General features: G+C 69.9%; 21 protein-coding genes and 3 pseudogenes. 6 read left to right on the top strand and 18 right to left on the bottom strand.

The annotated features are described in order from the left end of the window. Positions 1 to 502 precede the first annotated feature (502 nt). Both Pflav_RS35755 and Pflav_RS35750 read right to left on the bottom strand, forming a co-directional pair. A pseudogene (locus Pflav_RS35755) lies at positions 503 to 2,871 on the bottom strand (glycoside hydrolase family 65 protein). Continuing rightward, complete coding sequence (locus Pflav_RS35750) at positions 2,868 to 3,611, bottom strand: HAD family hydrolase (protein WP_173041108.1); 744 nt, start codon at positions 3,609 to 3,611, stop codon at positions 2,868 to 2,870. Before Pflav_RS35750 ends, Pflav_RS35755 begins: the two are co-directional and overlap by 4 nt. 302 nt (positions 3,612 to 3,913) lie before the next feature. Here Pflav_RS35750 and Pflav_RS35745 point away from each other — a divergent pair, with 302 nt between their 5' ends. Beyond that, entirely contained in the window at positions 3,914 to 4,381 is a 468-nt protein-coding gene (locus Pflav_RS35745) for a DUF4442 domain-containing protein (protein WP_173041107.1), read from the top strand. A 72-nt stretch (positions 4,382 to 4,453) separates the two neighbouring features. Here Pflav_RS35745 and Pflav_RS35740 read toward each other — a convergent pair whose 3' ends face one another. The 3 genes from Pflav_RS35740 to Pflav_RS35730 form a co-directional block, all read right to left on the bottom strand. Further along, positions 4,454 to 5,434 (bottom strand): hypothetical protein, encoded by a 981-nt coding sequence (locus tag Pflav_RS35740; protein ID WP_173041106.1) that lies wholly within the window; start codon positions 5,432 to 5,434, stop codon positions 4,454 to 4,456. 28 nt (positions 5,435 to 5,462) lie between these two features. Continuing rightward, a complete protein-coding gene (locus Pflav_RS35735) occupies positions 5,463 to 6,782 on the bottom strand; it encodes an ABC transporter ATP-binding protein (RefSeq protein WP_173041105.1) in 1,320 nt (439 codons plus the stop codon). Between the two features lie 179 nt (positions 6,783 to 6,961). Next, entirely contained in the window at positions 6,962 to 8,761 is a 1,800-nt protein-coding gene (locus Pflav_RS35730) for a CDP-alcohol phosphatidyltransferase family protein (RefSeq protein ID WP_173041104.1), read from the bottom strand. A 146-nt stretch (positions 8,762 to 8,907) separates the two neighbouring features. Between Pflav_RS35730 and Pflav_RS35725 the strand changes: the two genes are divergently transcribed. Beyond that, positions 8,908 to 9,111, top strand: a complete 204-nt coding sequence (locus Pflav_RS35725) for a PspC domain-containing protein (protein ID WP_173041103.1) — start codon at positions 8,908 to 8,910, stop codon at positions 9,109 to 9,111. Between the two features lie 356 nt (positions 9,112 to 9,467). Here Pflav_RS35725 and Pflav_RS35720 read toward each other — a convergent pair whose 3' ends face one another. The 8 genes and pseudogenes from Pflav_RS35720 to pdxH all read right to left on the bottom strand — a co-directional run bounded on the left by Pflav_RS35720 (position 9,468) and on the right by pdxH (position 16,750). Further along, on the bottom strand, positions 9,468 to 10,697 hold the full coding sequence (locus Pflav_RS35720; protein WP_232072286.1) for a glycosyltransferase family 2 protein: 1,230 nt from the start codon (positions 10,695 to 10,697) through the stop codon (positions 9,468 to 9,470). A gap of 148 nt (positions 10,698 to 10,845) precedes the next feature. Continuing rightward, positions 10,846 to 11,604, bottom strand: a complete 759-nt coding sequence (locus Pflav_RS35715) for a DUF4230 domain-containing protein (protein WP_173041102.1) — start codon at positions 11,602 to 11,604, stop codon at positions 10,846 to 10,848. A gap of 101 nt (positions 11,605 to 11,705) precedes the next feature. Further along, entirely contained in the window at positions 11,706 to 12,872 is a 1,167-nt protein-coding gene (locus Pflav_RS35710; RefSeq protein WP_173041101.1) for an acyl-CoA dehydrogenase family protein, read from the bottom strand. Continuing rightward, on the bottom strand, positions 12,872 to 13,165 hold the full coding sequence (locus Pflav_RS35705) for a type II toxin-antitoxin system VapB family antitoxin (protein ID WP_173041100.1): 294 nt from the start codon (positions 13,163 to 13,165) through the stop codon (positions 12,872 to 12,874). The genes Pflav_RS35710 and Pflav_RS35705 overlap by 1 nt, the downstream gene beginning before the upstream one ends. A 166-nt stretch (positions 13,166 to 13,331) precedes the next feature. Then, positions 13,332 to 13,949: a nitroreductase family protein gene (locus Pflav_RS35700; protein WP_173041099.1), complete on the bottom strand. Its 618-nt coding sequence runs from the start codon at positions 13,947 to 13,949 to the stop codon at positions 13,332 to 13,334. 3 nt (positions 13,950 to 13,952) lie between these two features. After that, positions 13,953 to 14,884 (bottom strand): annotated as a pseudogene (locus Pflav_RS35695) (aldose 1-epimerase family protein). Beyond that, positions 14,877 to 16,130 carry an MFS transporter gene (locus Pflav_RS35690; RefSeq protein ID WP_232072284.1) on the bottom strand — a complete coding sequence of 418 codons (1,254 nt, stop codon included), beginning with the start codon at positions 16,128 to 16,130 and terminating at the stop codon, positions 14,877 to 14,879. Before Pflav_RS35690 ends, Pflav_RS35695 begins: the two are co-directional and overlap by 8 nt. Next, the gene (pdxH, locus tag Pflav_RS35685; protein WP_173042824.1) at positions 16,127 to 16,750 is read right to left on the bottom strand and encodes a pyridoxamine 5'-phosphate oxidase; all 624 of its coding nucleotides are present in this window, start codon (positions 16,748 to 16,750) and stop codon (positions 16,127 to 16,129) included. The genes Pflav_RS35690 and pdxH overlap by 4 nt, the downstream gene beginning before the upstream one ends. Positions 16,751 to 16,969: 219 nt before the next feature. On the opposite strand from pdxH, the gene Pflav_RS35680 reads away from it, so the two are divergent. The 4 genes and pseudogenes from Pflav_RS35680 to Pflav_RS35665 all read left to right on the top strand — a co-directional run bounded on the left by Pflav_RS35680 (position 16,970) and on the right by Pflav_RS35665 (position 21,523). Then, a complete protein-coding gene (locus Pflav_RS35680) occupies positions 16,970 to 18,076 on the top strand; it encodes a citrate synthase 2 (RefSeq protein ID WP_173041098.1) in 1,107 nt (368 codons plus the stop codon). 86 nt (positions 18,077 to 18,162) lie between these two features. Continuing rightward, a complete protein-coding gene (gene serC, locus Pflav_RS35675; RefSeq protein ID WP_173041097.1) occupies positions 18,163 to 19,290 on the top strand; it encodes a phosphoserine transaminase in 1,128 nt (375 codons plus the stop codon). A 136-nt stretch (positions 19,291 to 19,426) separates the two neighbouring features. Beyond that, positions 19,427 to 20,499: pseudogene (sepH, locus tag Pflav_RS35670) on the top strand (septation protein SepH). A 37-nt stretch (positions 20,500 to 20,536) separates the two neighbouring features. Then, on the top strand, positions 20,537 to 21,523 hold the full coding sequence (locus tag Pflav_RS35665) for an aldo/keto reductase (protein ID WP_173041096.1): 987 nt from the start codon (positions 20,537 to 20,539) through the stop codon (positions 21,521 to 21,523). Positions 21,524 to 21,530: 7 nt separating this feature from the next. On the opposite strand, the gene thpR is transcribed toward Pflav_RS35665, so the two are convergent. From thpR to Pflav_RS35640, 5 genes are all read right to left on the bottom strand, one after another. Beyond that, positions 21,531 to 22,094, bottom strand: a complete 564-nt coding sequence (gene thpR, locus Pflav_RS35660; RefSeq protein ID WP_173041095.1) for an RNA 2',3'-cyclic phosphodiesterase — start codon at positions 22,092 to 22,094, stop codon at positions 21,531 to 21,533. Positions 22,095 to 22,105: 11 nt separating this feature from the next. Continuing rightward, a complete protein-coding gene (locus tag Pflav_RS35655) occupies positions 22,106 to 22,582 on the bottom strand; it encodes a hypothetical protein (RefSeq protein ID WP_332107825.1) in 477 nt (158 codons plus the stop codon). 107 nt (positions 22,583 to 22,689) lie between these two features. After that, positions 22,690 to 23,976, bottom strand: a complete 1,287-nt coding sequence (locus Pflav_RS35650; protein WP_173041094.1) for an MFS transporter — start codon at positions 23,974 to 23,976, stop codon at positions 22,690 to 22,692. A gap of 70 nt (positions 23,977 to 24,046) precedes the next feature. After that, the gene (locus tag Pflav_RS35645; protein ID WP_173041093.1) at positions 24,047 to 24,496 is read right to left on the bottom strand and encodes a MarR family transcriptional regulator; all 450 of its coding nucleotides are present in this window, start codon (positions 24,494 to 24,496) and stop codon (positions 24,047 to 24,049) included. Between the two features lie 91 nt (positions 24,497 to 24,587). Continuing rightward, positions 24,588 to 26,000: an NCS2 family permease gene (locus tag Pflav_RS35640; protein WP_173041092.1), complete on the bottom strand. Its 1,413-nt coding sequence runs from the start codon at positions 25,998 to 26,000 to the stop codon at positions 24,588 to 24,590. Positions 26,001 to 26,010: the final 10 nt, after the last annotated feature.

Raw genomic sequence — 26,010 nt, 5'->3', positions numbered from 1 at the left:
GACTTCCCTTGATCGACGCAGCAGCGCCGTACCAGGCCGCGTCCGTGGCGAAAAATTACCCCTCCAGGGGCCATGAATCGCCACGGACGACCAGAGCACCCACCGATCAAGGCCACGCCCCCTTCGACTGTGCCGGCCGTCCATGACGATCGCCCTGATCGACGCGATGGGATCGAAGCACGCCATGATCAAGGGAACAAACGATCAAGATTCGCCAGCTCTGGTCCCTGCGCGGGCCAAGTCGGCCGCGGCCTCACCGCCGCCATGCCGCCCCAGGGGTCGTGGACCGGCTGCGGCGGGTTGCGAATCGCGGAGGGTGAGTTTCCCTTTGGAGATCAAGAGGGGTGACCGCGACCCAAAGAATAGGGTGAGGCTGCGGGAGCGACGGTCTGGACCACGGCGGACATCGCGGCAGCTCAAGTCTTAATGATCAAAGGCTCCTCTCAAGCAGTAGAACCATGGAACCGCTTGAGAGGAGCCTTTGATCGCGAACCGCTGCTTACTACAGGTCGGGCATACGGCGGGCCGGGGCCCGGCCGAAGGGCTGGCGCGGCGGCGGGCCGACCGGTGCCAGCGCGGGGATGGGCAGCGTCAGCGGGGTGTCGCTGGTGACCGTTACGTGCTCCCCGTGGTGCAGGAAGTCGAGCTTGGCGCCCTCGCCCCCATTGCGCAGGGAGTACGTGACCTCGTGCGCCTGCACGTCGACACGCACCCGCAGGCCCCGCCACAGCATGGAGAACGCCATGTTGTTGATGCGGCTGGGCAGCCGGGGCGCGAACGACAGGTTGCCGTCGTGGTCGCGCATGCCGCCGAGACCGGCCACCACGGCGAGCCAGGCGCCGGCTAGCGCGGCGATGTGCAGGCCCTCACGGGTGTTGTTGTGGATGTCGTGCAGGTCCATGAGCGCGGCTTCGCCGAGGTAGTCATGAGCCAGCTCGAGGTGGCCCACCTCCGCGGCGATGACCGCCTGGGTGCAGGTCGAGAGCGACGAGTCGCGCACAGTGCGCTGCTCGTAGTAGGCGAAGTTGCGCGCCTTCTGCTCGGGCGTGAACGCGTCGCCCCGCCAGTGCATGGCCAGCACCAGGTCGGCCTGCTTGAGGACCTGCTTGCGGTACAGGTCGAAGTACGGGTAATTCAGCAGGAGCGGGTAGCCACTGGGCGGAGTGGCCGCGAAGTCCCACTCCTGGAGCCGGGTGAACTCCTCGCACTGCTGGTGTACGCCGAGCTCCTTGTCGTACGGGACGTGCATGGCGGCGGCCGCGTCGCGCCAGGACGCCGCCTCCTCCTCGTCGACGCCGAGCCGGCGGGCCTGCTCCGGGTGGCGCAGGGCGGCGTCGGCCGCACCGATCATGTTCTTCTGCGCCATCAGGTTGGTGTAGATGTTGTCGTTGACCACCGCGGTGTACTCGTCGGGGCCGGTGACGCCATCGATGTGGAAGACGCCGTGCCGGTCGTGGTGACCCAGCGAGCGCCACAGCCGCGCGGTGTCGACGAGCAGCTCCAGCCCGACCTCACGCTCGAAGTCGAGGTCTCCGGTGGCCACCACGTACCGCTGCACCGCGTCGGCGATGTCCGCGCCGATGTGGAAGGCGGCTGTGCCGGCCGGCCAGTAACCGGAGCACTCGTGGCCCCGGACGGTGCGCCACGGGAACGCGGCGCCCTTGAGGCCGAGCGTCTGCGCCCGCTCCCGGGCCAGGTCGAGCGTCGCGTGCCGCCACCGCAGGCCGTGGGTGACCGCCTCCGGCTGCGTATACGTGAGTACCGGCAGCACGAACGTCTCGGTGTCCCAGAAGACGTGACCGTCGTAACCAGGGCCGGTGAGGCCCTTGGCCGCGATCGGCCGCATCTCCGCGCGGGCGCCAGCCTGAAGCACGTGGAAGAGCGCGAAGCGCACCGCCTGCTGCACCTCGGGGTCGCCCTCCAGCTGCACGTCGGCGGCGTCCCAGAAGCCGTCGAGGTACTTGCGCTGCTCCCGGACCAGCCCGTCCCAGCCGGAGAACTTGGCCGAGGCGATCGCCGCGCCGACCTGGTCACGCAGGGCCGGGAACGAGCGGCGGCTGGACCAGCCGTACGCGAGGATCTTGACGACACGCAGCTTTTCGCCCGGCTTCAGCACCGTCGCGACGGTGGTGCGCGCGAAGTCCGGGTACGCCTCCGTGCTGATCGACGTGCGCTCCGGCCCGTCGATCTCGTGCTCCATCGCGGCGGCCATGCGCAGGCCGCTCTTCTTGGTGCGGTGGATCAGCAGGCCGCCCGCGGCCGTCGCCAGGTGCTCCTCAGGCTTGAGCGGGGCTTTGAGCACCGCGGCGACCCGGGGTCCTTGCGGGTGGGCGGCAGCTCCTCGTTGGCGACGAGCTCGGACTGCACGATCAGGCGCAGCGGGCGGTCGTCGGCCACCTCCACCTCGTAGCAGATCGCGGCGACCGCGCGCTGCGTGAAGGAGACCAGACGGGTGCTGTGCACACGCACCGCCCGTCCGGCCGGCGAAACCCACTCGACGGTGCGATCGAGCGTGCCTGCCTGGAGATCGAGGGTGCGCTGATGCGTGCGCACCTCGCCGTATCGGACATCAAAGGGCTCGTCGTCCACCAGCAGGCGGATGAGCTTGCCGTTTGTGACGTTGACGACCGTCTGCCCGGATTCGGGGAAGCCGTAGCCGGCCTCCGCGTAGGGTAGCGGTCGTAGCTCGTAGAACGAGTTGAGATAGGTGCCCGGCAACCCGTGTGGTTCACCCTCGTCAAGGTTACCGCGGAGTCCAATGTGGCCATTGGACAGCGCGAAGACCGACTCAGACTGAGCCAGCACATCGAGGTCGAGCCGGGTCTCCCGGACGTGCCAGGGCTCCACCGGGTAAGCCCGCTCACGGATCATGGATTCTCCAGCAACTCACTGAGGTCGCGCACGACGACGTGGGCGCCGTGCTTGTATAGCGCGTCGGATTGCCCGACCCGGTCGACTCCGACGACATAGCCGAAATCGCCGGCGCGGCCGGCCTCCACACCGGCCAGGGCGTCTTCGAAAACGGCCGCAGCCGACGGCGCGACGCCGAGCAGCTTAGCTGCGTCAAGGAACGTATCAGGATGCGGCTTGCCGCGCAGATTGTCGCGTCGGGCGACGGTGCCGTCGACGACCACTTCGACCTCGTCGATGAGGCCCGTAACGGTCAGGATATCGCGACAATTGGCGCTTGCGGAGACCACAGCGCGACGCAATCCTGACTCTCGGACAGCCTGAAGATAGGCGACCGATCCCTGGAAGACCTCCACCCCGTCCTGGCGGATGTGGCGGAGCAGCAGCTCATTCTTACGATTGCCGATGCCATTGATCGTTTCGGCGCTAGGCGGGTCCTCCGGGGTGCCCTCTGGGAGCGTGATCCCTCGCGAACCGAGGAAGGTGCGCACGCCATCCGCGCGCGGCCGGCCGTCGACGTACCTGTTGTAGTCGTCGCCGGGATCGAACGGCCGGAACGGCTCGCCCGTGTGCTCGGCACGGTCACGCAGGTAGGCGTCGAAGGTCTCCTTCCATGCGGCGTTGTGCACCTTTGCGGTCTGCGTAAGCACACCGTCGAGATCGAACAAACAGGCGGTAACGCCATCGGGGAGTCCCAACACCCGGACAGAGTAACCGCTGTGGGACTGATGAAACTGCCGGCTCACCCGTGGCTTTTGTGGTCACTGTGAGTGCCCGGACGGCCCTCTTTCTGTCCCTGCTCGACACCCCGAACTGGCCCATCATCCCGGCGTCCTCGCGTTTCAGGACACGGCTGCGGTACGTGCAGGGGACACCCGGATGGGCGTAATCCACGAATCCCGCGACGAGCCACCAACTCGGGCGGCAAACTACGCAGGGTGACCCATTGGATCACACAGATTGGGGGTCCCTTTAGGGGTTACCTACCGGTAACATCGGGCGCATGTCCATCGACGCAGATGCCGTCGGCGCCGGAATGCTCCAGGCGGTGCCGTTCGCCCGCACCCTCGGCTTCGAGTTCGTCGAGGCCGCACCCGACGGCGACGGCGGCGTCCGCACGGTCGTCCGCCTGCCCGACTCGCCCGCGACGCACAACCACGTCGGCGGCCCGCACGCTGGCGCGATCTTCACGCTGGGCGAGACGGCGTCCGGCGCGGTGGTGCTGGCGGCCTTCGCCCACCTGCTCGACCGCGCGGTGCCGCTGGCGGTGCGCGCCGACATCGCGTACAAGCGGCTGGCGCTCGGCACGATCCACGCCACGGCCCGGCTCGGCCGCCCAGTCGCGGAGATCGCCGCCGAGCTCGACGCCGGGACTCGCCCGGAGTTTCCGGTGCTGGTCGAGATCAGCACGGAGGACGGCGAGACCACGGCCGAGATGACGGTGATCTGGACCCTGCGCCCCCAGCGCTGAGTCGCGCGGCCTCCCCCGGCGGGGGTGCGTGGCCCCCGGCGAGGACGACCACGCACCAACGGCGTCGGAAGGTCAGAACAGGTCCGCGATCGTCCTTATGATCTCGGCGTAGAAGTTGCCCTCGATGCTGCGGAACAGCGCGAACTCCTGCCCCGGGCTGCCGAAGAACGGCCGCAGCGTCCACGCGAGCTGGGTGCCCACGAAGCCGAACAGCAGGATCCAGATGTACAGCAGCGTCATGCTCGCCGGGCGCTGGCCTTCGCGGACCGGTGGGCGCTGCGGGCGAGGGCCCGCGTAGATGCCCCGCGCGCCGGGGTCCCAGCCGTACCCGGGCACATGCGCGGGCGGCGGGGGCAGCGTGGGCAGCGGTGCGACCACAGTGGAGGTCATACCGCCGTTGACGGCGGCCGGTACGGCGGCCGGCACGGCGGAGATCGGCGTGACCGGCACCGCTTCCACCGGAGCCGCTTCGGCTGGCGCGACGACCGCGGGCGCAGCGGGGATGGCGGCCGGCACGGTGGCGGGGACCGCGGCCGGTGCGGCGGGAGAAAGCAGGCCGTGCTCGTTGAGCACCTGCATGCCACCCGTCAGGAACCGAAGTCCGACTAGCGCCGACAACGTCAGAATCGCCACGTTGAGCAGCTTGAAGAAGGCGTAGTCGGGTGCGGTGATCAAGAAGAAGAGGCTGATCGGGGCGAATGCCACGGCCAGCATCGCGGTGACCGTAATGGCCACCATGACCATCGCGAGCGCCTGTCGCACGGACAGGCGCGCGCCGAAGACCAGGTTGAACAGGTACAGCGTGGGCAGGCAGATCGCCAGCGTGACGAGGAAGAGCAGCGGCAGCTTCACCGCTGACGTCATCGCCATCAGCACACTGTGGAACGCCCCGAGCACTGCCCCGTACAGCGCGAGCGCGATGGCGGAGCTGGCCAGCATGTGCGTGGTCAGCTTGCCTAGCTCCCGCTCGTCAACAATCTGCTGCCAGATGCTCTGCCGGTCGCGCAGGATCCGCTCGATCACGAGCAATCCAGAACCGTTAGCGGTAGTCACGTCCGCAGACGGTAGGGCAGCGGTGTGACTACCGCCACCCCACGTCGATCCGATCGCCACGCTCGTCGAAAAAGTGCAACGCGTCCATGCGTACCGAAATTGCCAGCGGATGCCCCGCGGACACCGCCGGGTACGGCGCCAGCCGCACCGCCAGCTCCGCCGGTCGCCGGTGGTGGCGGCCGGGGTCGCTCAGCACGCTCGTGCGGTTGCCCTGGCCGGTGGTGGGCTCGGTCCGCGGCGCCTCGCCGCCGCCCGAACGTCCGGTGAGCCGCTGCATCACGTGGCCGAAGCGGCGCAGGCGGCTCGTGCCACCGGTCTCCTCGCCGTCGGTAACCGGCCCGCCCAGGTCGTCGACGAGGATCGCCGTGGCGCCGATGTCGAGGAACGCCAGCGACTCGTGCCCGTGGTGCTCCAGGTAGCGGATCCGCCCCTGAAGCACGTCGCCCGGGGTGCCCGGCGCCACCGGCGTGAGGGCCTCGGCCCGCATGCCGACCACGATGCGCTCACCGTGGTAGTGCGCGACCGCCCGTGCCCGGATGTCGTCCCACGGCAGGTAGAGGGCCTGCTCGCCGAGGTTGAGCGCGACGTACCGGTCGAGGTGCACATAGACCGACGCCTCAAGCAGGTTCATGCGGGGGCTGCCGAGGAAGGCGGCGACGTAGAGGGTGGCCGGCCGTCCGTACACCTGGGTGGGTGTGCCCACGTCCTGGAGCACGCCCTTGCGCATGATGGCGACGCGGTCGGCCATGGTCAGCGCCTCGGCCTGATCGTGCGTCACGTAGATGGTGCTGACGCCCAGCTCGCGCACCAGCCCGGAGATCTCCGCGCGCAGCTCGGCGCGCAGGCCGCTGTCCAGGTTGGACAGCGGCTCGTCCATCAGGAAGAGGCCCGGTCGCCGCACGATCGCCCGGCCCATCGCCACCCGCTGCCGCTGGCCGCCGGAGAGCTGGCTGGGCTTGCGGGCGAGCACGTCGCCGATGCCGAGGGCGCTCGCCACGTCAGCCACCCGCTCGCCACGCGGCTGCTGGTCGACGCCGGAGAGACGTAGAGGAAAACCAATATTCTCCCCAACAGTCATGTGGGGATATAGTGCGAAATCCTGGAAAACCATCGCGATCCGCCGGTCGCGCGGCGGAAGGTCGTTGGCAAGCTCGCCGTCGAGCAGGATCGCTCCCGTGGTGGGGTCCTCTAGCCCTGCGACCATGCGTAACACGGTCGACTTGCCGCAACCCGACGGGCCCAGGAGCACCATGAACTCGCCGTCGTTGACGTCAAGACTGACGTTGTCGACAGCGACCGTGCCATCTGGAAAAACCTTGGTGACGTCCTTGAGCGCGACGGTGGTCACCGTCACCTCCCCGCAGCTTCGTTGCCGGCCCCCGAATAGGTAACTGTGACGAGCGTTACGACTTCAGCCCATCGGGTAAACGTGCCATGTTCGTGGTGTGACAGGGTGATTACTGCCCAGTTCAGCCGAGTTCTTCCGTAGCAGCGACTATGGGCTATCAAAGTGGTAGGAATGCGGCGTCAGCGTCCGACCGCGCCGTAACTCCACGTTCGCCAGGCGTCAACCACCACAAGCGCCACAAGGTACAAGCCGAGCATCGCGAACGCGGGGGCGGCCGCGCCGGCGAACGCGCCGACGACGAGCAGCACCGCTCGGCCGTCCCAGCCCAGCCCCAGCCGGTGCAGCGGCGGCCCCTCCACCCGCTTTTCCAGCCGGGTGGTGAAGTCGCAGTGGTGCAGCGCGAGTGAGGCCAGCAGCAGGTACACGATCGGGAGCGGCACGTCGTACACCACACCGACGGCGACCACGAAGAGCAGCTCGGCCGCGCGTAACGCCGCCGGCACGAGCCAGTCGAGCGGGCCGTCGTGCGGGTGCCACGCGCCGAGCGCGGCGGCGAGCACAAGCGCGAGGAGCGCCAGGGCGGCCGCCTCGCTCCCACCCGACCGGGCCACAAGCAGCGCCGCGGCGGCCCCGGCTCCCGCGAGCACGGCCGTGGCCAGCGGCGGCACGGTCCAGCGGCGCACGAGGTGGGCGGCGGCGCCGTCGTCGCGGTACAGCGTCGGGTCGGCCAAGGCCAAAACGGGCACCCGCATCGAGAACGCGCGGACGGTGCGCAGGACCAGCGTGTACGCGGCGGAGAGCGCGGCGCACACGAGCATCGCCACGAGAGCCACCCGCTGGTCGAAGAGCGCGGCGGACACCGCGACCACGGCCCACCGGGCACCGATCGGGAAGAGCGCGGTCTGCTTCAGCCAGTACGCCGGTGAGCCCTGGTCGGACTGCACGCGATGGGAGAGCCGGCCGAGCCGCCCGGTGGACGGGGTGGCGCGGGCGGCGGCCTCGTCGTGCAGGGCCAGGTACCACGTGTCGCTCTGCTGCCGCACCGTGATCAGCAGCAGCAGCCCGACGGCGAGCACCCACCCGTCACCCTGCGCGCCGGCCGCCAGCCCGGCGTAGACCGCGGCCTCCTTCACCCGGTCCGCCATCGTGTCCAGCCACCCGCCGAACGGGCTGAACCGCCGCGTGTACCGGGCCAGCTGGCCGTCCACCCGGTCGAGCACGAAACCGAGGTAGACAAGCACCGCACCGAGCAGCAGCGCCGGCCGGCCGCCGGCCCAGAAGAGCAGTGCCGCGGCGGCCACCAGCGCGACCGAGGCGGCGGTGACCGTGTTGGGGCCGATACCGGCCCGGGCCGCCCAGCCGGTGAGGCGCGGCGACCAGGAGCTGACCAGGTACGTCGCGACGAGGTCGTCCCGCTCGCGCACTGCCAGCCGCAGCTCCACCTCGTCCGGGTGGATCTCGGCGATCGTCGCCTGGGCGGCCGCACGCGCCACACCGTCCCTGGCGCGGGCGGCGACGAGCTGCCGCACCCGCTGACTGAAGACCGTGACGCCGACCCCGCGCAGGGCTGCTGGCAGCGAGTCGAGCCCGACGCCGACCCCGCCGCGCGCGGCGGCCATCAGGTCCGGCAGGTCGGGCGGATCGACCCGCAGTGCGCCGCCGAAGGCCGAGTTGGGCTCGCCGGGCACCAGCCGGCCGCGCTCCTCCCGGATCCGCTCACCCCGGGAGCCGGCGGCCACCTCGACCACCAGGGCCACCGTCGAACCCGCCGGGTTGGTGGCCAGGTGACGGAGCACGGCGGTGTGCGCGACAAGGTCATCGGAACAGATCAGCAGCGGCTCCTCGGCCGTGCTCGCCATCCCGGCCAAGCCGGCCAGGTCCGGGACGGCCACGACCCGGTCCACCCCGGCGGCGCGAAGCTGCCCCGAGATGGGCCCGGCGGTCAGCTCAAGCCCGGATGTGACGATGACACCCAACATCGATGAGCCGCCCTACCCCAGGAATTGACGGGCGCCAGGTTAGCAGCCATCAGCCCAGGTCAGGGAAAGCCCTCGGGTCGGTGTCAGGGGTTGGGTCGGTGGCGTTACCGAGGCGGGCGGCGCCACTCGCCCATACCGTGGAATTCATGAGAGCGAAACTCGTACGTCCCCGGGACAACAGGATGATCGCCGGCGTCTGCGCCGGCCTCGGCCGCCGCTTCGGCATCTCGCCGAACGCGATGCGCCTGATCTTCCTGATCTCCTGCCTGCTCCCCGGCCCTCAGTTCGTGATCTACATCGCGCTGTGGATCATCATGCCGAACGAGGACCGCTACGCCACGACGTACTAAACCGAGGAGCTGAGCTACGGCGGCGTCCGCTGCGCGGTAGGCCCGGTGGGCCGCCAGGCCCGGTGGGCCGCTGATGAAAGAGATCGTGGTACGCAGGCGCCCCCAGAGGGGCCGTTAGGTACCACGATCTACTCAGATGGGACAACCGGGCCGCGCCAAAGCGGCGGGCAAAGATGGTCGTCCTGCCGCGCTGCGGGCTGGCACCAATCCGCGCAAGCTGGGGTGAGCTTGTGAAGCGCGGAGGGTGAGGCCGCGGGAGCAGCGGTCCGGACCACCGCGGACATCGCGGTAGCCCATGTCTGTCTCTTGGAATGGATCGTCCAGGTCGCGCGGCCGCGCGCCACGCCGGGAGATCGTTAGGCGTTGGTGGAGGCGAACTCGCTGGCCGGGCTGGCCACCGGGGTGTTGACGCGCCGCAGGCTCAGCAGGCTGGAGAAGAGGCCGGCGAAGATCACGGTCACGCCGACGCCGATACAGGTCGACGAGGGCAGCACCACGCGGAGCGCCTCGCCGAGGTCTTGGGCGCCGAAGCCGCGCGCGCCCCAGGCGGAGAAGGCCAGGATGCTGCCGGCGAGGCCGACGAGCACGAGCAGCACGCCGAGCGCGGTGCAGGTCTCCAGCCGAACCAGCCGGATCCACCGGTCGGACTGCCGCTCGCTTGTGATGCCCTCGTTGTGCCCGTAGATCAGGGCGAACGCGCCGAACATCAGCACCTGGGTGCCGACGAGCATCGCCAGGCAGGTGTAGACGAGCGTGTTGATGTCGAAGCCGACGCCGGCCACCCGCAGCGGGCCGACGGTCAGGATCGTCGTGCCGATCAGGCCGAGGACGAACATGATCGCGCCGGGCCAGATCAGCGTCTTGCGCGGCGCGAAGACCAGCAGGAACCGCAGGTGGCGCCAGCCGTCCCGCCAGGTGCGCAGGTGCGGCGGGCGGCTGCGGCCGTCGGGCTGGAGGGTGGTCGGCACCTCGACGATGTCGTAGTCGTTGAGCGCGGCGCGCACGACGAGCTCGGAGGCGAACTCCATGCCCGGCATGCAGAGGCCGAGCTGGCGGATGCGGTCACGGTTGAAGCCGCGCATGCCGCAGTGGAAGTCGCCCACGTGGCTGAGGCTCTTGCCGAAGAGGCGGCGGCCGAGGAAGGAGAGCACCGGGTTGCCCAGGTAGCGGTGGAGCGGGGGCATCGCACCGGGTGCGATACCGCCCCGGAACCGGTTGCCCATCACCAGGTCGTGGCCGGCGCGCAGCTCCTGGATGAACGGCTCAAGGTTGGCCAAGTCGTACGAATCGTCCGCATCGCCCATGATGATGTACTTACCGCGCGCCTCGGCGATGCCGTTGAGCAGCGCCCCGCCGTAGCCGCGGATCGGCGCATTCGTGACGCGGGCGCCCGCCCTGATCGCGATGTCCTGCGACCCGTCGGTACTGCCGTTGTCGCTGACCAGTACCTCACCGACCACGCCTAGCTCGTCGAGCGCGCGACGCGCCTTGGTCACGCAGACCTCGAGCGTCTCCGCTTCATTGAGGCAGGGCAGCAGGACGGTGACCTCGATGTCGACGTCGTCCCTTGCCACGGTGCTGGCCACAGGCATACTCCCGGTCACAGTGCTGATTGTCCTCGCCGGCGGACTCTATGCGCGATGGAACGCCGGTGGATCAGGCCTGTCAGGTGTATACCCACGGCCCGCGCCACCCGCACGAGGATAGCGGGTGGCGCATCGACCGCACCCGCCGCTATGCGGCGGTATAAGTGACCTTGACCTGTGTGTAACCGAGCGACCGCAACAAGCCCATCAACATGTTGCGGGTGTTTTCCTCGGCCCGCTTGACCAGCCCACTGTCCCGCGCGGCCCCGGTGATCCGCTCCTGGGCCAGCCGGTAAACCTCCTGCTGGCGGTTGGGATCGCCGCCGAACACCTCACCGAGCCGGTTGATCAGCCCGCGCTCCTCGGCGAAGACGTAGCTCTGCCCCAAGTCGAGCGACGCCTCGGTGAGCTGCGGCGCGGGCAGGGTGACCTCGGCGGAGGTACGGTCGGCGGACTCGACGATCGCCCCGTCACCGATCTTGGAAAAGTCGACGTACGCCTCGACCGAGCCGGCACCGACGAAGAGAGTGCGCTGGTTGAGCAGGAAGTCCGGCACGTACTTGCGGTCGCGCTCCAGGTCGATGACCACCTGGAAGTTGCCCTCGGCGGCCACATACCTGCTCAGATCCTGGATCGACTGGAGCAGCGGCGGCTGGCTGCGGTCCTTGGTCTCCTCGGCGAACGGGTTTCGCCAGCTCGGCCACAGCCCGACCGCCTGGACGCTGAGCACCAGGACAACGATCAGGCCGATGGCTCCGGCCATCCAGAACAAGACGCGCCCACGCCGCGCGCGGGGCGTCTCGGGCACGATCTCGTCGTCGTCGTGAAACCGCGGGTCCGGCTTGGGCTCCTCTGCCGTGGCCTGGCCCTTTTGGTACTCGGGAAACTCGCTGGTCGGGTGGGTCATATCCCGATCACCGTCCTCTTCAGACTTGCGCCCTTAAGAGAACGGTAGATGGCCGGTACGACACTCGCATCTTGATCATTTACGGGCGCCGCATCCGCCGCTCACGCGAACGCTGACAAGCCAGTCAGCTTCTGCCCCACGACAAGCTGGTGGATCTCGGAGGTGCCCTCGTAGGTGAGCACGCTCTCCAGGTTGTTTGCGTGCCGGAGCACCGGGTACTCGCCACTGATGCCATTGGCCCCGAGGATCGTGCGGCACTGGCGGGCGATCGAGAGCGCCTCCCGCACGTTGTTGAGCTTGGCGACACTGACCTGCTCCGGTCGGACCTTGCCCTGGTCGGCGAGGCGGCCGAGGTGCAGCGCGAGCAGGTACCCCTTCTGGAGCTCGAGAGCCATGTCGGCGAGCTTGGCCTGAGTCAGCTGGAACGCGCCGATCGGCCGCCCGAACTGCTCCCGCGACACCGCGTAGTCGAGCGCCGTGTGCAGGCACTCCCGCGCCGCGCCGAGCGCGCCCCAGGAGATGCCCTGGCGGGCCTCGGTCAGGCAGGACAGCGGACCCTTCAGGCCCAGGACCTCGGGCAGCACCGCGTCCGCGGGCAGCCGGACCTCGTCGAGCACGATCTCGCCGGTCGACGAGGCGCGCAGCGACATCTTGTGCTGGATCTCACGCGCCGTCACACCGGGCGAATCCATGGGTACGACGAAGCCGCGCACCCCCTCCTCGGCCCGCGCCCACACCACCGACACGTCGGCCACCGGCGCGTTGGTGATCCACATCTTGGTACCGCTGAGCAGCCAGTCGTCGCCGGAGCGGACGGCCCGGGTGGTCATCGACGCCGGATCGGAGCCATGGTCTGGCTCGGTCAGCCCGAAGCAGCCCAGCGCCGCGCCGGCGGCCATCGACGGCAGCCACTGCCCCTTCTGCTCGGCGCTGCCGAAGCGCCAGATCGCGTACATGGCGAGGGAGCCCTGCACTGAGACAAGCGAGCGCACACCCGAGTCGCCCGCCTCGAGCTCCAGGCAGGCCATCCCGTACGCCACGGCGGTGGCGCCGGCACACCCGTACCCCGTCAAGTGCATACCGAGCAGGCCGAGCTTGCCGAACTCGACGGCGAGGTCGCGGGCCGGCACATGCCCCCGCTCGTACCACTCCGCGACGTGCGGCCGCACCAGGTCGTCGACAACCTTGCGCACCACCTCGCGGATCTGCCGCTCCTCGTCGGTGTGGAGTGAGTCGACGTCGATCAATTCGAGCGGGAGGGCGCGCATCAGCTCAGCACCAGCACCCGGGCGTGGATCTGGTTGCGCTGCTGGAGGGCCGCGCGGAGCGCCCGGTGCAACCCGTCCTCCAGATAGAGCGCGCCATTCCACTGCACGACATGCGGAAAGAGGTCGCCGTAGAAGGTCGAGTCTTCGGCGAGGAGCTTGTCGAGGGCGAGCTCGCGCTTGGTCGTGATGAGCTGGTCGATCCGGATCGGCCGCGGCGGAATCTCCGACCACTGCTTCAGCGTGAGGCCGTGGTCGGGATACGGACGCCCGTCCCGAACCGCTTTGAAGATCACGACGGCACGCTCCCCTCCCATGTCGCCGTACCTGTCGACCGCATGTCAGCCTAGCGACCGGCGCCGACACCTCGGTTTGTTCCCTAGTGACCCCTTTTCACCGCCCCTTGCGGTTCGTCGCGCCGCGGGCGCCGCGCCATCCTGGTGAAAAGGGCCAAATGTCCAGCTATATTGCAGGCCGTCCTGTCCAGTGGCCGTAGTGGATGACCTGGTCAGGCGGCCGATGTCCCCGCTTGAGCGACGGCGAGCGGTGGTCCGGAGCCGGATATCCCACCGTGATCGCCCCGATCGGGGAGAAGTCCGACGGCACCCCGAACGCTTCCCGGTACCCCTCCACCTGCTGCGGCGGGAAACCGAAGAAGCACGCGCCCAGCCCCTCGTCGACGGCCGTGAGCAGCATCAACATGCTGGCGAAGCCGGCGTCGATGTCCCAGTACGGCGCCGGCCAGCGGGCCGGGTCGCGGTCGGTCCAGCCCTTGTCCGGCTCCGCGTACCGCTCGAGGTAGGCGGCGCGGTTGGAGTGCGCGACCACCAGCAGCGGGGCTCGGCGCATGCCGGTCAGCCAGCCGGTCATCCCCTGCCCCTCGGGCGTGGTGGTCGCCCAGAACCGCTCCCGGTCGGCCTCCTCCACCAGCACCAGGAAGCCCCAGCCCTGGGCGAAGCCCGCGGACGGCGCCCGGGTGGCGTGCGCGAGCAGGCGCTCCACCACCTCGGGCGGTACCGGGCGGTCGGGGTCGTAGTTGCGCACCATCCGCCGCCGCCGCACGACGTCCCTAAACTCCACGGGTCACACCGCGTCGGCGGACGGGGTGATCCCCCAGCTGCCGGTCCAGGTCTGGCCGGGCTGGAGCACGATCAGCCCACGCCCGAGCGGAACGCGTCGGGCGCGCAGGTCATCGGCTCGATCGCCACCGCCCGGCGGAACCGGTCGCCGGTGAGCGTGTCGCTGCTGAACACCTGCCACCAGCCGAACTGCTCGTCGCCCCAGATCGCCACCCGGCCACCATCCGGAGTGGACAGCTCCACTGTGGAACCACCGTCGTCGGCCCGCTCGATGTCGGCGAACGCGGTGTCCAGCACGGTAGTGCCGATGCGCCGGGACTCGGTGAAGTCGAACTCGGTGCCGGCCAGCTTCTGCGCGCCGATCGGCAGCAACCGGCCGTCGACAAGCAGGCGGCTGCGGGCCGGTACCCGCAGCAGCATGTCGTCGGCACGGGCGCCGGGCAGCCGCAGGTACGGGTGGACGGAGAAGCCGAACGGGCAGGGCTCGTGGCCGGCATTGGTGACCGCGTGGGTGACCCGCAGCCCGTCGGCGCCGACCTGCCACATCGCCCGCAGGCGCAGCGGCCACGGGTAGCCCGGCTGGGCTGGCATCGCGCACTCAATCGTCACCGCGTCGGGCGCCTGCTCGGCCAGGGTCCAGGGCTGCCAGTTGACCAGGCCGTGGATCGCGGTGTTGCGAGGGGGCTCGGTGATCGAGAGCTGGTGCTCGCGGTCGCCGAAGCTGTACTTACCGTCGCGGATCCGGTTCGGCCAGGGCGCCAGGATCTGGCCGGCGCAGCCCGGGGGCAGCTCGTCGTCCCCGTACCCGTCCACGTAGTCGACCCCGCGCCACCGGTAGTGCCGCAGCCCTCCGCCGACCTCGACCACGACTGCCTCGTGGCCCTGCGCCGCGATCGTCCACTGTGCCCCGGAGAGCGGGGTCGTGCCGTTATCCATCGGCTGACGATAGCTTGTAGCGGAGCAGCGCGGGGAAGACCAGCACCAGCGCCAACGCGAGCACCGCGGCGGCAAACCCGCCACCCGCCCAGGCGAGGGTCACGCCCCACGGCCCGGCCATCGCGCCGGCTCGCAGATCACCCAGGCGCGGGCCGCCGGCGACGACCGTGATGAAGACGCCCTGGAGGCGCCCCTGGTAGCGGTCCGGCGCGTACGTCTGGAGGATCGACTGGCGGTAGACCGCGCTCACCAGGTCGGCCGCGCCGGCGAAGGCGAGCAGCAGCACCACGAGCCAGAGTTGGTGGGCGAAACCGGACACACCGATCGCGATACCCCAGGCGACCACCGCGGCGGTGAGCGCCACGCCTTGGCGACGCACCCGTCCGATCCAGCCTGAGGTCAGGCCGCCGACCACCGAGCCGATCGCGATCGCGCTGAAGAGCCAGCCGACCGCGGCGCCACCGCCGAACCGCTCCTCGGCCACCTGCGGGAAGAGCGCGCGGGGCATGGCAAACACCATCGCGATCAGGTCGATGGCGAACGAGAGCAGCAGCACCGGCGTGGTCGCCAGGTACCGGATGCCGTCGACGACGCTGCGCAGCCCCATCGTGGCCCGTTCGTCGCCGGGCGGGATGGGCGGCAGGCGCAGCGTGGCCCAGAAGGAGATGGCGAAGAAGAGGGCGTCGGCGGCGTACGCGATGGGCAGCCCGTCCTCGGTGCCGAAGGTCGCGAAGATCAACCCCGCGGCCAGCGGGCCGGCCACCGCGCTACCGCTGGTGGTGGTGAAGCTGAGCGTGTTGGCGGCCGGTACGAGCTCCGGGCCGACAAGCCTCGGAATGATCGCCTGCCGGGTCGGCGAGCTGATCGCGAAGGCGACGGTCTGTATCGCCACGAGTCCCAGCAGCAGCGTCGGGCTGCCGACCCGGAGCAGCGCTTGTAGTAGGAGGCCGCCGGTCGAGGCCCACATCAGCGTGGAGCTGGCCAGCAGCAGGCGGCGGCGATCCACGGCGTCGGCGACCGCGCCGCCCCAAAGGCCGAAGACCATCAGCGGTACGAGGCCGGCGATGCCGAGCAGACCCACCCAGAACGAGTCCTCGGTGATCGCGAACATCTCGACCGGTACCGCGACGGCGGTGAGCTGGAAGCCGAAGAAGGAGAAGGCGTTGCCGACCCACATACGGCGGTACGCCGGGACGCTCAGCGGTCGGACGTCAATCGCCCACCGCCGGGTGAGGCTCTGGGTCAAGGGGCCAGCCGCTCGATGATCCACACTCCCTCGTCGGTGCGGCGGTAGCGCAATCGATCATGCAACCGACCAGTGCGTCCTTGCCAGAACTCAACGGTGTGGGGCGCGACACGCAGGCCACCCCAGTGCTCCGGTGCCGGCACCTGGTCCGGGAACCGCCGCTCGGCCTCTGCGTACACCCGGTCCAGCGCGGCGCGGTCCGGTACGACCTGCGACTGCGGGCTGGCCCAGGCGCCCAGTTGGGACTCGCGGGGGCGGGCGGCGAAGTACTCCTCGGTCTCGGCGCGGGTCACCTGGGTCACCGCGCCGACGACCACGACCTGGCGGCGCATCGGAAACCAGGGGAAGACAAGGCTCGCGTACGGGTTGGCGGCCAGCTCGGTGCCCTTGCGCGAGGCGTAGTTGGTGTAGAAGACGAGGCCGCGCTCGTCGTACCCCTTGAGCAGCACGGTACGGGCACTGGGGACACCGGCCGGGTCGGCGGTGGCCACGATCATCGCGTTCGGCTCGGGCAGGCTGGCGTCCACGGCGTCCGCGAACCAGCGATCGAACTGGGTCCACCAGTCCTCGGCGAGGTCGTCGGCGGAAAGCGAATTCCCGCTGCCGTAGTCGCGGCGCATGCGAGCGGGCTCAGGTGTGTCAGCGATCACTGCCTCATCCTCTTGGCGCGACGGGTAACCAGCCGTTAACTCGGCGGAAAAGGGATGATGTCGCATGTACCACAAGACCGAGCGCTCGCAAACTTAGTTACTCACCAGGCAAGATGGCACGCAACCCCCTGCCTTGGTCACCACGTGGCTTGGCGCCGTCAGTGCGGACAAGAGATCCAGGAGAGCGAAATGTCCGACTTCAAGCCGGGTCTCGAAGGCGTGATCGCCTTTGAAACCGAAATCGCCGAGCCCGACAAAGAGGGCGGCGCACTTCGTTACCGCGGCGTTGACATCGAAGACCTGATCGGCCAGGTCTCGTTCGGCAACGTCTGGGCCTTGCTCGTGGACGGCCGGTTCGGGCCCGGGCTGCCGCCGGCCGAGCCGTTCCCGGTCCCGGTGCACTCCGGCGACATCCGCGTCGACGTGCAGTCCGCCGTGGCGATGCTCGCGCCGTACTGGGGGCTCTCCCAGCTGCTGGACATCTCCGACGTGCAGGCCCGCGAAGACCTCGCCCGGGTATCGGTCACCGCGCTCTCGTTCGTCGCGCAGTCGGCTCGCGGGCTGGGCCTGCCGGCCGTGCCGCAGAAGGAGATCGACAAGGCCACCACGATCGTCGAGCGGTTCATGAAGCGGTGGCGGGGCGAGCCCGACCCGCGGCACGTCAAGGCCGTCGACGCGTACTTCATCTCCGCCGCCGAGCACGGCATGAACGCCTCGACGTTCACCGCCCGGGTCGTCGCCTCCACCGGCGCGGACGCGGCGGCCTGCATCTCCTCTGGCATCGGCGCACTCTCCGGGCCGCTGCACGGCGGCGCGCCCTCCCGGGTGCTGCACATGATCGAGGCCGTGGAGCGCAGCGGCGACGCCGAGGGGTATGTCAAGGGCGTCCTCGACCGCGGCGAGCGACTGATGGGCTTCGGCCACCGCGTCTACCGGGCCGAGGACCCGCGGGCCCGGGTGCTCCGCCGCACCGCCAAGGAGCTCGGCGCGCCCCGCTTCGAGGTGGCCGAGGCGCTGGAAAAGGCCGCGCTGGAGGAGCTGCACAACCGCAAGCCCGACCGGGTACTGGCGACGAACGTGGAGTTCTGGTCGGCGGTGGTGCTCGACTTCGCCGAGGTGCCGTCACACATGTTCACGTCGATGTTCACCTGCGCCCGGATGGGCGGCTGGAGCGCGCACATCCTGGAGCAGAAGGGGCTCAACCGCCTCGTTCGCCCCTCCGCCACGTACATGGGCCCGGCGCCCCGCAAGCCCACCGACGTGGAGGGCTGGGACACCGTCCCGCACGGGCTCTGATCGCCTCTGATCATTACAGCGTGCCCTTGCTTACACTCCGGCGGGCGATGCCCCGGTCCGCCGGAGTGAGTGCAAAGATTGCCGCCGTGGCTGACACACCGAGCATCCGGATCCCCGACGACCTCAAGCCCGCCGACGGCCGTTTCGGCTGCGGGCCCTCCAAGGTGCGCCCCGAGTCCGTGACCGCGCTGTCCGGCGTGGCGACCACCTACCTCGGCACCTCCCACCGGCAGAAGACGGTCCGCGACCAGGTCGCGCGGCTGCGCCGCGGCATCGCGGAGTTCTTCTCCCTGCCTGAGGGCTACGAGGTCATCCTGGGCAACGGCGGCACCACCGCCTTCTGGGAGGTGGCGACGTTCGGGCTGATCCGCGACCGGGCGCAGTTCGCGAGCTTCGGTGAGTTCGGCGCCAAGTTCGCCTCGTCGGTCAAGGCCGCGCCGTTCCTCGGCGACCCGACCGTGCACAAGGCCGACCCGGGCTCGGCGCCCTCGCTCGCGACCGAGGCGGGCGTCGACGCGTACTGCACGCCCCACAACGAGACCTCCACCGGCGTGGCCGTGCCGATCAAGCGGGTGGCCGGCGCCGACGACGACGCGCTGCTGCTCGTGGACGCCACCTCCGGCGCCGGCGGCCTCGACGTCGACCTGCGCGAGACCGACGTCTACTACTTCGCCCCGCAGAAGTGCTTCGGGTCGGACGGCGGGATCTGGATCGCCCTGATGTCGCCGGCCGCGCTGGCCCGCGCCGCCGAGATCAAGGAGTCGGGCCGCTACATCCCCGGCTTCCTCGACCTGGTCACCGCGATCGACAACTCGCGGCTCGAGCAGACGTACAACACGCCGGCACTGGCCACGATCTTCCTGGCCGCGGAGCAGACCGACTGGATGCTGTCGCAGGGCGGCCTGTCCTGGGCGACCAAGCGCACGGCCGAGAGCGCCGGAATCGTGTACGGGTGGGCCGAGCGCTCCTCCGTCGCGACGCCGTTCGTCAGCGACCTGGCGCTCCGCTCCAACGTGGTGGCCACCGTGGACTTCGCCGACGGCGTCGACGCCTCGGCCGTGGCGAAGGTGCTGCGCGCCAACGGCATAGTCGACACCGAGCCGTACCGCAAGCTGGGCCGCAACCAGCTGCGCATCGCGCTCTTCCCGGCCGTCGAGCCGAGCGACGTCGACGCGCTGACGACCTGCATCGACTACGTGCTCGACCGACTCTGACGGGTAGTGTGCTACGCGACATGCCGCGTAGCTTCCCCCCGCAGGGTGTAGTTTGCGCGTACCGTGTGCCCCAGACGTCCTTGGCGTAGCTGGCCAGGGACGGCGGAGGCCAGCGAAGCGGGACGGAGGCAACGCGATGCGGCCAGTACGCTTCGTCGCCCTCTCCGAGGACGGCCAGGCCTTGGTGCTCGCCGATGAGGTGGGCCGACTCCTCGCGCTCCCACTCGACGAGCGGATCTCCGGAGCGCTCCACGCCGAGCCGGGCTCGGGCCCTGTCGCGCTGACCGTGGCGGGCACCGGCGGCGAGCCGACGCCCTCCCTGTCCCCCGCGACATCCAAGCGCGCATCCGCGCTGGTGAGTCGGCTGACGACGTCGCGCGCATCGCCGGTGTGCCGGTCGACCGCGTCCTGCGGTACGCCGGGCCGGTCCTCCAGGAGCGGGCGATGCTCGCTCAGCACGCCCGGCGTACGCGCCTGAAGAATTCCGACAAGGGCGCACCCCTCGCCGAGGTGGTCGACAGCCGCCTCGCGCAGCACGGCATCGACTCAGAAAAGATCTCCTGGGACGCCTACCGGCGCGAGGACGGCACCTGGCGGATCGTGGCCACCTGGCCCTCCGGCAAGGCCACGGCTCAGGCGATCTGGGAGCTCGACAAGACCCGCCAGATGGTTGCCCCGCACGACGACATGGCGCAGTACCTCTGCGCCGAGCGCCCGACCCAGATCCTCGGGCAGGAGCCGGCCCCCGAGCGCGGTGGCCACGGTTTGCCCGGTCCGGCCCGCACCGAGCCCGGCCGCGGCGGCCACGGCCTGCCCACCCCGGCCGACAAGGCGCGCACCCGCGACCCGATCCGCGCCGGCCGGGACGCGCTGCTCGCGTCGCTCGACCGTCCGGTCAGCTCTCCCGGCCGCGGTCTCGACCCGACCGTCGTCCCCACCGAGCCGGCCCGGCAGCGCCCGGCGGTCTCCGGTGGCGCGGCCGCGCTGATCGGTGGCGGGCAGGGCTCGGCCTTCGACGACGACAGCGACCTCCCCAAGGAGGTGCCGGCCGTCCCGTCGCTGGCCGTGCTGCGCCCCCGCCGCAACACCGGCAGCGGCACTCCTGCGGCGAGCGAGCCCACCGAGACCGCCGGCAAGCCGCGCAAGCGCCTGCCCAGCTGGGACGACGTGCTCTTCGGCACCGGCCCGGCCGCGCGCGAGACTTCCTGATCGCTGCGCTGCCGCCGCGCGTGGCAGGGTTTGCGGTATGGAGTACACCAACCTGGGCCGCACCGGCCTGTCGGTCAGCCGCTTTTGCCTCGGCACCATGAACTTCGGCCCGCAGACCAGCGAGCCGGACAGCTTCACGGTCATGGACCGGGCGCTGGAGCACGGCATCAACTTCTTCGACACCGCCAACGTGTACGGCTGGAAGCTCGGCGAAGGGGTCACCGAGCAGATCATCGGCCGCTGGATCGCCCAAGGTGGCGGGCGGCGGGAGAAGGTGGTCCTGGCGACGAAGGTGTACAGCCGGATGGGCGACTGGCCCAACGAGCGTGGCCTCTCCGCCCGGCACATCATCCGCTCCGCCGAGGACTCGCTGCGCCGCCTGCAAACCGACTGGATCGACCTCTTCCAGATGCATCACGTCTCCCGCGAGACGCCGTGGGAGGAGATCTGGCAGGCGATGGAGACGCTGGTCGAGCAGGGCAAGGTCCTCTACGTCGGCTCGTCCAACTTCGCCGGCTGGCACCTCGCCCAGGCGCAGGAGACCGCGTCGGCGCGGCACTTCCTCGGGCTGGTCTCCGAGCAGTGCATCTACAACCTGCTCACGCGGCACGTCGAGCTGGAGGTGGTGCCGGCCGCCCAGCGGTACGGGATCGGCATCATCCCCTGGTCACCGCTGCACGGCGGGCTGCTCAGCGGGGCCATCCGCAAGCTCGCCGAGGGCGGCGCGGCGCGGGCCAAGAGCGGGCGGGCGGCCGAGTCGCTGATCAAGCACCGCGCGACGATCGAGGCGTACGAGAAGCTGGCCGCCGACCTCGGGTACGACCCGGCGAACCTGGCGCTGGCCTGGCTGCTCGCCCGCCCCGGCGTGACCGCCCCGATCATCGGCCCCCGTACGCCCGAGCAGCTCGACGCCTCGCTCGACGCACTCGACGTGGTGCTCACCGACGACGTGCTGGCCCAGCTCGACGAACTCTTCCCACCGATCGGCAACGGCGGCCCAGCCCCGGAAGCCTGGGCCTGGTAACTGGGCTCTAGAGGGGCCAGGCGCCTAGGCGGTCGTAGGTGGGGTGGGGGCCGGGGTGGCTGCGCATCAGCACCACCTCGGCCACCGTCCACGGTGGACTCTCGTACTCGTCCAGGGTCGCCCGGTCGGCGTCGACCTCCACACGGTCGAGCCGGTCGCCGGGGCGGGCGACGGTCAGGTGTGGCCGGAGCGGCTTCGGGTCGTACGCGAGGCGGGCCCGTTTCAGCTCCCGCCGCACCTCACGGCTCAGCCCGCCCAGCGCGGCGACCTCGCCACCCACCCCGACCCACAGGATCGTGAACCGCCCGCGTCCGAAGCGGCCGCCGCCGGTGAGACGTACCTCGAACGGCTCGGCGAGGACGGCCGCGCGCTCGATGGCCTTGGCCGCGTCGTCTCCTCGGTCGTCCGGCACGTCGCCGAGGAACGCCAGCGTCACGTGCCAGTTGTCCCGCGAGGCGACGCGGGTGTTGATGCCGTCGCGCATCGCCTGGCTGACCCGCAGCCGCTCGACGCAGGTGGCGAAGTCGTGGACCACGGGCTCCGGCGGGTACACCGCGACGAAGAGCCGCAAGGGTCGGGGCCTCAGTGATCCTGGTGACGGGGTGCCGCGGGCCGGAGGGTCAGGCCGGCCGCCTCCAGCTCGCCCTCGACCCGCACCCGCTCGATCTCCAGGTCGACGCCCTCAAGCGTTTCCAGATGCTCGCAGACGCCGAGGCAGCGGCTGGCGAGGCGGAGGCGGTCGTCGTAGGCCAGCAGCACGGCCGCGTGCCACACCTTGGAACGGGTGGCGACGCCGAACCGCTGGCGGTCGAGGCGGCGCAGGTCGGCCGCGATCTGCTGGATGCTCGGCTGGTGCTCGTCCAGCTCGGCGAGCGAGATGCTCTGCTCGCTGAACGTACGGTCGAGGCGGTGCAGGGCGCGGCTGTCCCGGTGCTCCCGCACGCGACGACGGATGCGAGCGGCCACACCGTCGGCGCAGATGAAGAGCGCCACCGCGCACGGCAGGAACACCAGCGCGACAAGCGCTAGTGCCAGCACAACCGCGTGCACGATGGCCACGATCCTTCACGCTAAGCCGATTCTTCGACTATTGCTACCAGTTTCAGTTGACAGAAGGCGGACTCAGTGTGTGCTGTCCCCGCCGAGGCCGCCAGCCAACCACAGGACTACGACACTCCGGCGTGGACCACGTACAGCCGGGGCAGCGGACGGAGCCGCAGCCGCAGCCGACCGCCCGTGCGGCGCAGCTGCCAGGCGAGCGCGAGGCTAGCCGTGGCGATCGAGATGAGGCCGCCCATCCAGATGCTCGTGCCGGCGCCGAACTTCTCCGCGACCATGCCGATGAGCGGCGCGCCGATCGGGTTGGTGCCGAGGAAGACGAGCACCCACAGCGCCACCACGCGGCCGCGGTAGGCCGGGTCGACGCCGAGCTGGATGCGCTGGTTTGTCGCCTGCGCGAAGTAGACCATGAAGAACCCCGTGGGCACGAGCAGCAGCGACACCAGCCAGTACGCCGGGGCGAAGCCGACCAGCGTGCCGAAGACGCCGAAGCCGAGGGCGGCGCCGATCACCACGTACGCCGAGGGGCGCTCGCGCCGCCCGCTGCTGACAAGTGCCCCACCAAGCGCGCCCACCGCGAGCGCCGTGGTGAAGAGGCCGAACGAGGCGGCGCCGGTGTTGAAGACGGTCTTGGCCAGCGCGGCGAGCGTGAGCTGGAAGTTGAAGAGCACCATGCCGATCACCATGATCAGCGCCATCGGCATGACCAGATCGGGGCGGCGGGCGACGTACCGGAGGCCGTCCGTGACCTTCGCCGCGTCCCGCTCGTCGATCGGTGGCAGCTCCTGGCGGTGCAGCTCGCTGGCGTGCATCTTGACCAGCATGAGCAGCGGGGCGATCGAGCTGACCGCACTGATCACGAAGACCGGGCCCACGTCGAACACGGCGATCGCCACGCCGGCCACCGCCGGCCCCAGGATCCGCGCCACGTTGAACGTGGCCGCCGAGAGTGAGAGCGCGTTGGGCAGCAGCGGTGTGCCGACGAGTTCGGAGACGAACGCCTGCCGCACCGGCGTCTCCAGCGCATTCGCGGTGCCGAGCAGGGCGGCGAAGACGAAGACGTGCCAAAGCTCCACGGCGCCGCTCAGCACGAGGATGCCCATCGCGATCGAGAGGACGCTCCACGCGCCGTTGCCGATCAGCAGGAGGAGACGCTTGTCGTACCGGTCGGCGAGGCGGCCGGAGAAGAGCGTGAGCAGCAGTACGGGCGTGAACTGGAGCGCCGTCACCACGCCGAGGGCCGTGGCGGAGTCGTCCGACAGCTCGAGGACTAACCAGTCCTGGGCGATGAACATCATCCAGACGCCGATCAGCTTGATCAGCTGACCGGTCGCGAAGAGCCGGTAGTTACGAACCTTCAATGACTGGAACGTGGTGTTCAGCTTTGCCCGCACTGAGCGTGCGCCTCCCTTACCGATGATGCGCGTCATCCACAGTGGACGAAGCGACACCGGTGGGGCGCGGTCAGGCGCGGGCGAGCTTTCGAAGGATCTCGGCGGCTCGCTGCAGTGTGTCGCGTTCCTCCGGGCGCAGCTCAGCCAGGCGGCTGGCCAACCACTCGTCGCGGGCCCGCTCGAACTGCGCGAGCACCGCACGACCGGCCTCGGTCGCCGCCAGGATGACCTGCCGCCCGTCAGTCGGGTGAGGCGAACGCTGCACAAGGCCGCGCTCCTCCAGCTTCGCGACGATCTTTGTCATCGTCGGTGGCTGGACCCGCTCGACGTCGGCGAGCTCCCGGGGTGTCAGCGCGCCGGCCAGCTCGAGGCTGGTCAACGCGTTGATCTGAGTCGCCGTGAGGTCACCGACAGGCCGGGCTTGCCGGACCCGTCGATTGAGCCTGGTGATCGCATCGCGCACCATTGGCGCGAGCTGCACAGCGGTCACTGGCACCGCCATCACCGTCCGCTCCGTCACGATCGTTAGCCTAACTAATAAGCTAGGCTAACGACCAGCCAATATGACAGCGGTCACCCCGTCACGCCCCGGGCGCCCAGAGCGGGCAGCCTCAGAAAATCAGCGTTTCGATCGGACCGCGCATGAAGTACAGCACGAAGAGCGCGGCGACGGCATACAACAGAGGGTGGACCTCGCGTGCCTTCCCCTTCACCAGCTTGACGAGCACGTAGGTGATCACGCCGGCCCCGATCCCGTTCGAGATCGAGTAGGTGAACGGCATCAGCACGATCGTCAGGAAGGCCGGGATCGCGATCTCGTAGTCGGTCCAGTCGATCGTGCGTACCGCGGTGAGCATCAGGAACCCGACGATCACCAGCGCGGCCGACGCGGCCTCGAACGGCACGATCTCCACCAGCGGCGCGAGGAAGACCGCGACCAGGAAGAGCGCGCCCGTGACCAGGTTGGCCGCGCCGGTGCGGGCACCCTCCGCGACACCGGCGGCACTTTCGATGTACGAGGTGTTGCTCGACACGCTCGCCGCGCCACCCGCGGCGGCGGCCACCGAGTCGACAAACAGGATCTCGCGGGTACGCGGAGGCGTGCCCTTGTCGTCCAGCAGGCCGCCCTCCTGGCCGACCGCCACCATCGTGCCCATCGTGTCGAAGAAGTCGGTGAGCAGCAGCGTGAAGACGAACATCAGCGCCACCAGCACGCCGGCCCGGTCCCACGCCCCAAGCACGTTGAAATGGCCGAGCAGCGAGAGGTCCGGCGTGGCGTCCCAACTGGACGGCCACTCGGGCACGTTCAGCGACCAGCCGTGCGGGTTGCCCTGCGGGCCGCCGGCCGGTCCGACGTCGGCGATCGCCTCGACGACGAAGGCGAGGACCGTGGTGCCGAGGATGCCGATCAGGATCGCGCCCTTGACCTTGCGTACGACGAGCAGCAGCGTCCCTAGCAACCCGATCACGAAGACGAACATCGGCCAGGTGACGATCACGCCGCCGATGCCGAGGCCGACCGGCGGCGTGCCTGCGTTGCCCTTGACGAAGCCGGCGTCCACGAAGCCAATCAGCGCCAGGAAGAGGCCGATACCGACGCCGATGGCCGTCTTGAGCTGGGTGGGCACCGAGCGGAAGACGGCGGTACGCAGGCCGGTGAGCACCAGGATCGCGATGATCACCCCCTCGATCACCACGAGCCCCATCGCGTCGGCCCAGGTCATCTCCGGTGCGATCTCGTACGCGACGAGCGCGTTGACGCCCAGCCCGGCGGCGAGGGCCAGCGGGAAGCGGGCCACGACGCCCATCAGGATCGTCATAACGCCGGCCACGAGCGCGGTGGCGGCGGCAACTGCGGGAATTGCCAGCTTCGCCCCGGTGCCGTCGGTCGCACCAAAGAGGATCAGCGGGTTGAGGACGACGATGTACGCCATCGTGAAGAAGGTGGCGAACCCGCCTCGGATCTCGCGTCCCAATGTGGAACCACGGGCGGATATCTCAAAGAACCGGTCGAAACGGTCCACGGAAACCTAC

Source organism: Phytohabitans flavus (assembly GCF_011764545.1).
In the GTDB taxonomy this organism is placed as follows: Bacteria; Actinomycetota; Actinomycetes; order Mycobacteriales; family Micromonosporaceae; genus Phytohabitans; species Phytohabitans flavus.
This window is presented reverse-complemented; position numbering and strand designations above follow the sequence as displayed.

Excerpts from the sequence above, each read along its gene's own strand:
- Pflav_RS35680 (WP_173041098.1), top strand. The coding sequence starts at position 16,970 with ATGTCCGACTTCAAGCCGGGTCTCGAAGGCGTGATCGCCTTTGAAACC.
- pdxH (WP_173042824.1), bottom strand. The coding sequence starts at position 16,750 with ATGCGCCGCGACTACGGCAGCGGGAATTCGCTTTCCGCCGACGACCTC.
- Pflav_RS35730 (WP_173041104.1), bottom strand. The coding sequence starts at position 8,761 with ATGTTGGGTGTCATCGTCACATCCGGGCTTGAGCTGACCGCCGGGCCC.
- Pflav_RS35710 (WP_173041101.1), bottom strand. The coding sequence starts at position 12,872 with ATGCGCGCCCTCCCGCTCGAATTGATCGACGTCGACTCACTCCACACC.
- Pflav_RS35745 (WP_173041107.1), top strand. The coding sequence starts at position 3,914 with ATGTCCATCGACGCAGATGCCGTCGGCGCCGGAATGCTCCAGGCGGTG.
- Pflav_RS35725 (WP_173041103.1), top strand. The coding sequence starts at position 8,908 with ATGAGAGCGAAACTCGTACGTCCCCGGGACAACAGGATGATCGCCGGC.
- Pflav_RS35665 (WP_173041096.1), top strand. The coding sequence starts at position 20,537 with ATGGAGTACACCAACCTGGGCCGCACCGGCCTGTCGGTCAGCCGCTTT.
- Pflav_RS35715 (WP_173041102.1), bottom strand. The coding sequence starts at position 11,604 with ATGACCCACCCGACCAGCGAGTTTCCCGAGTACCAAAAGGGCCAGGCC.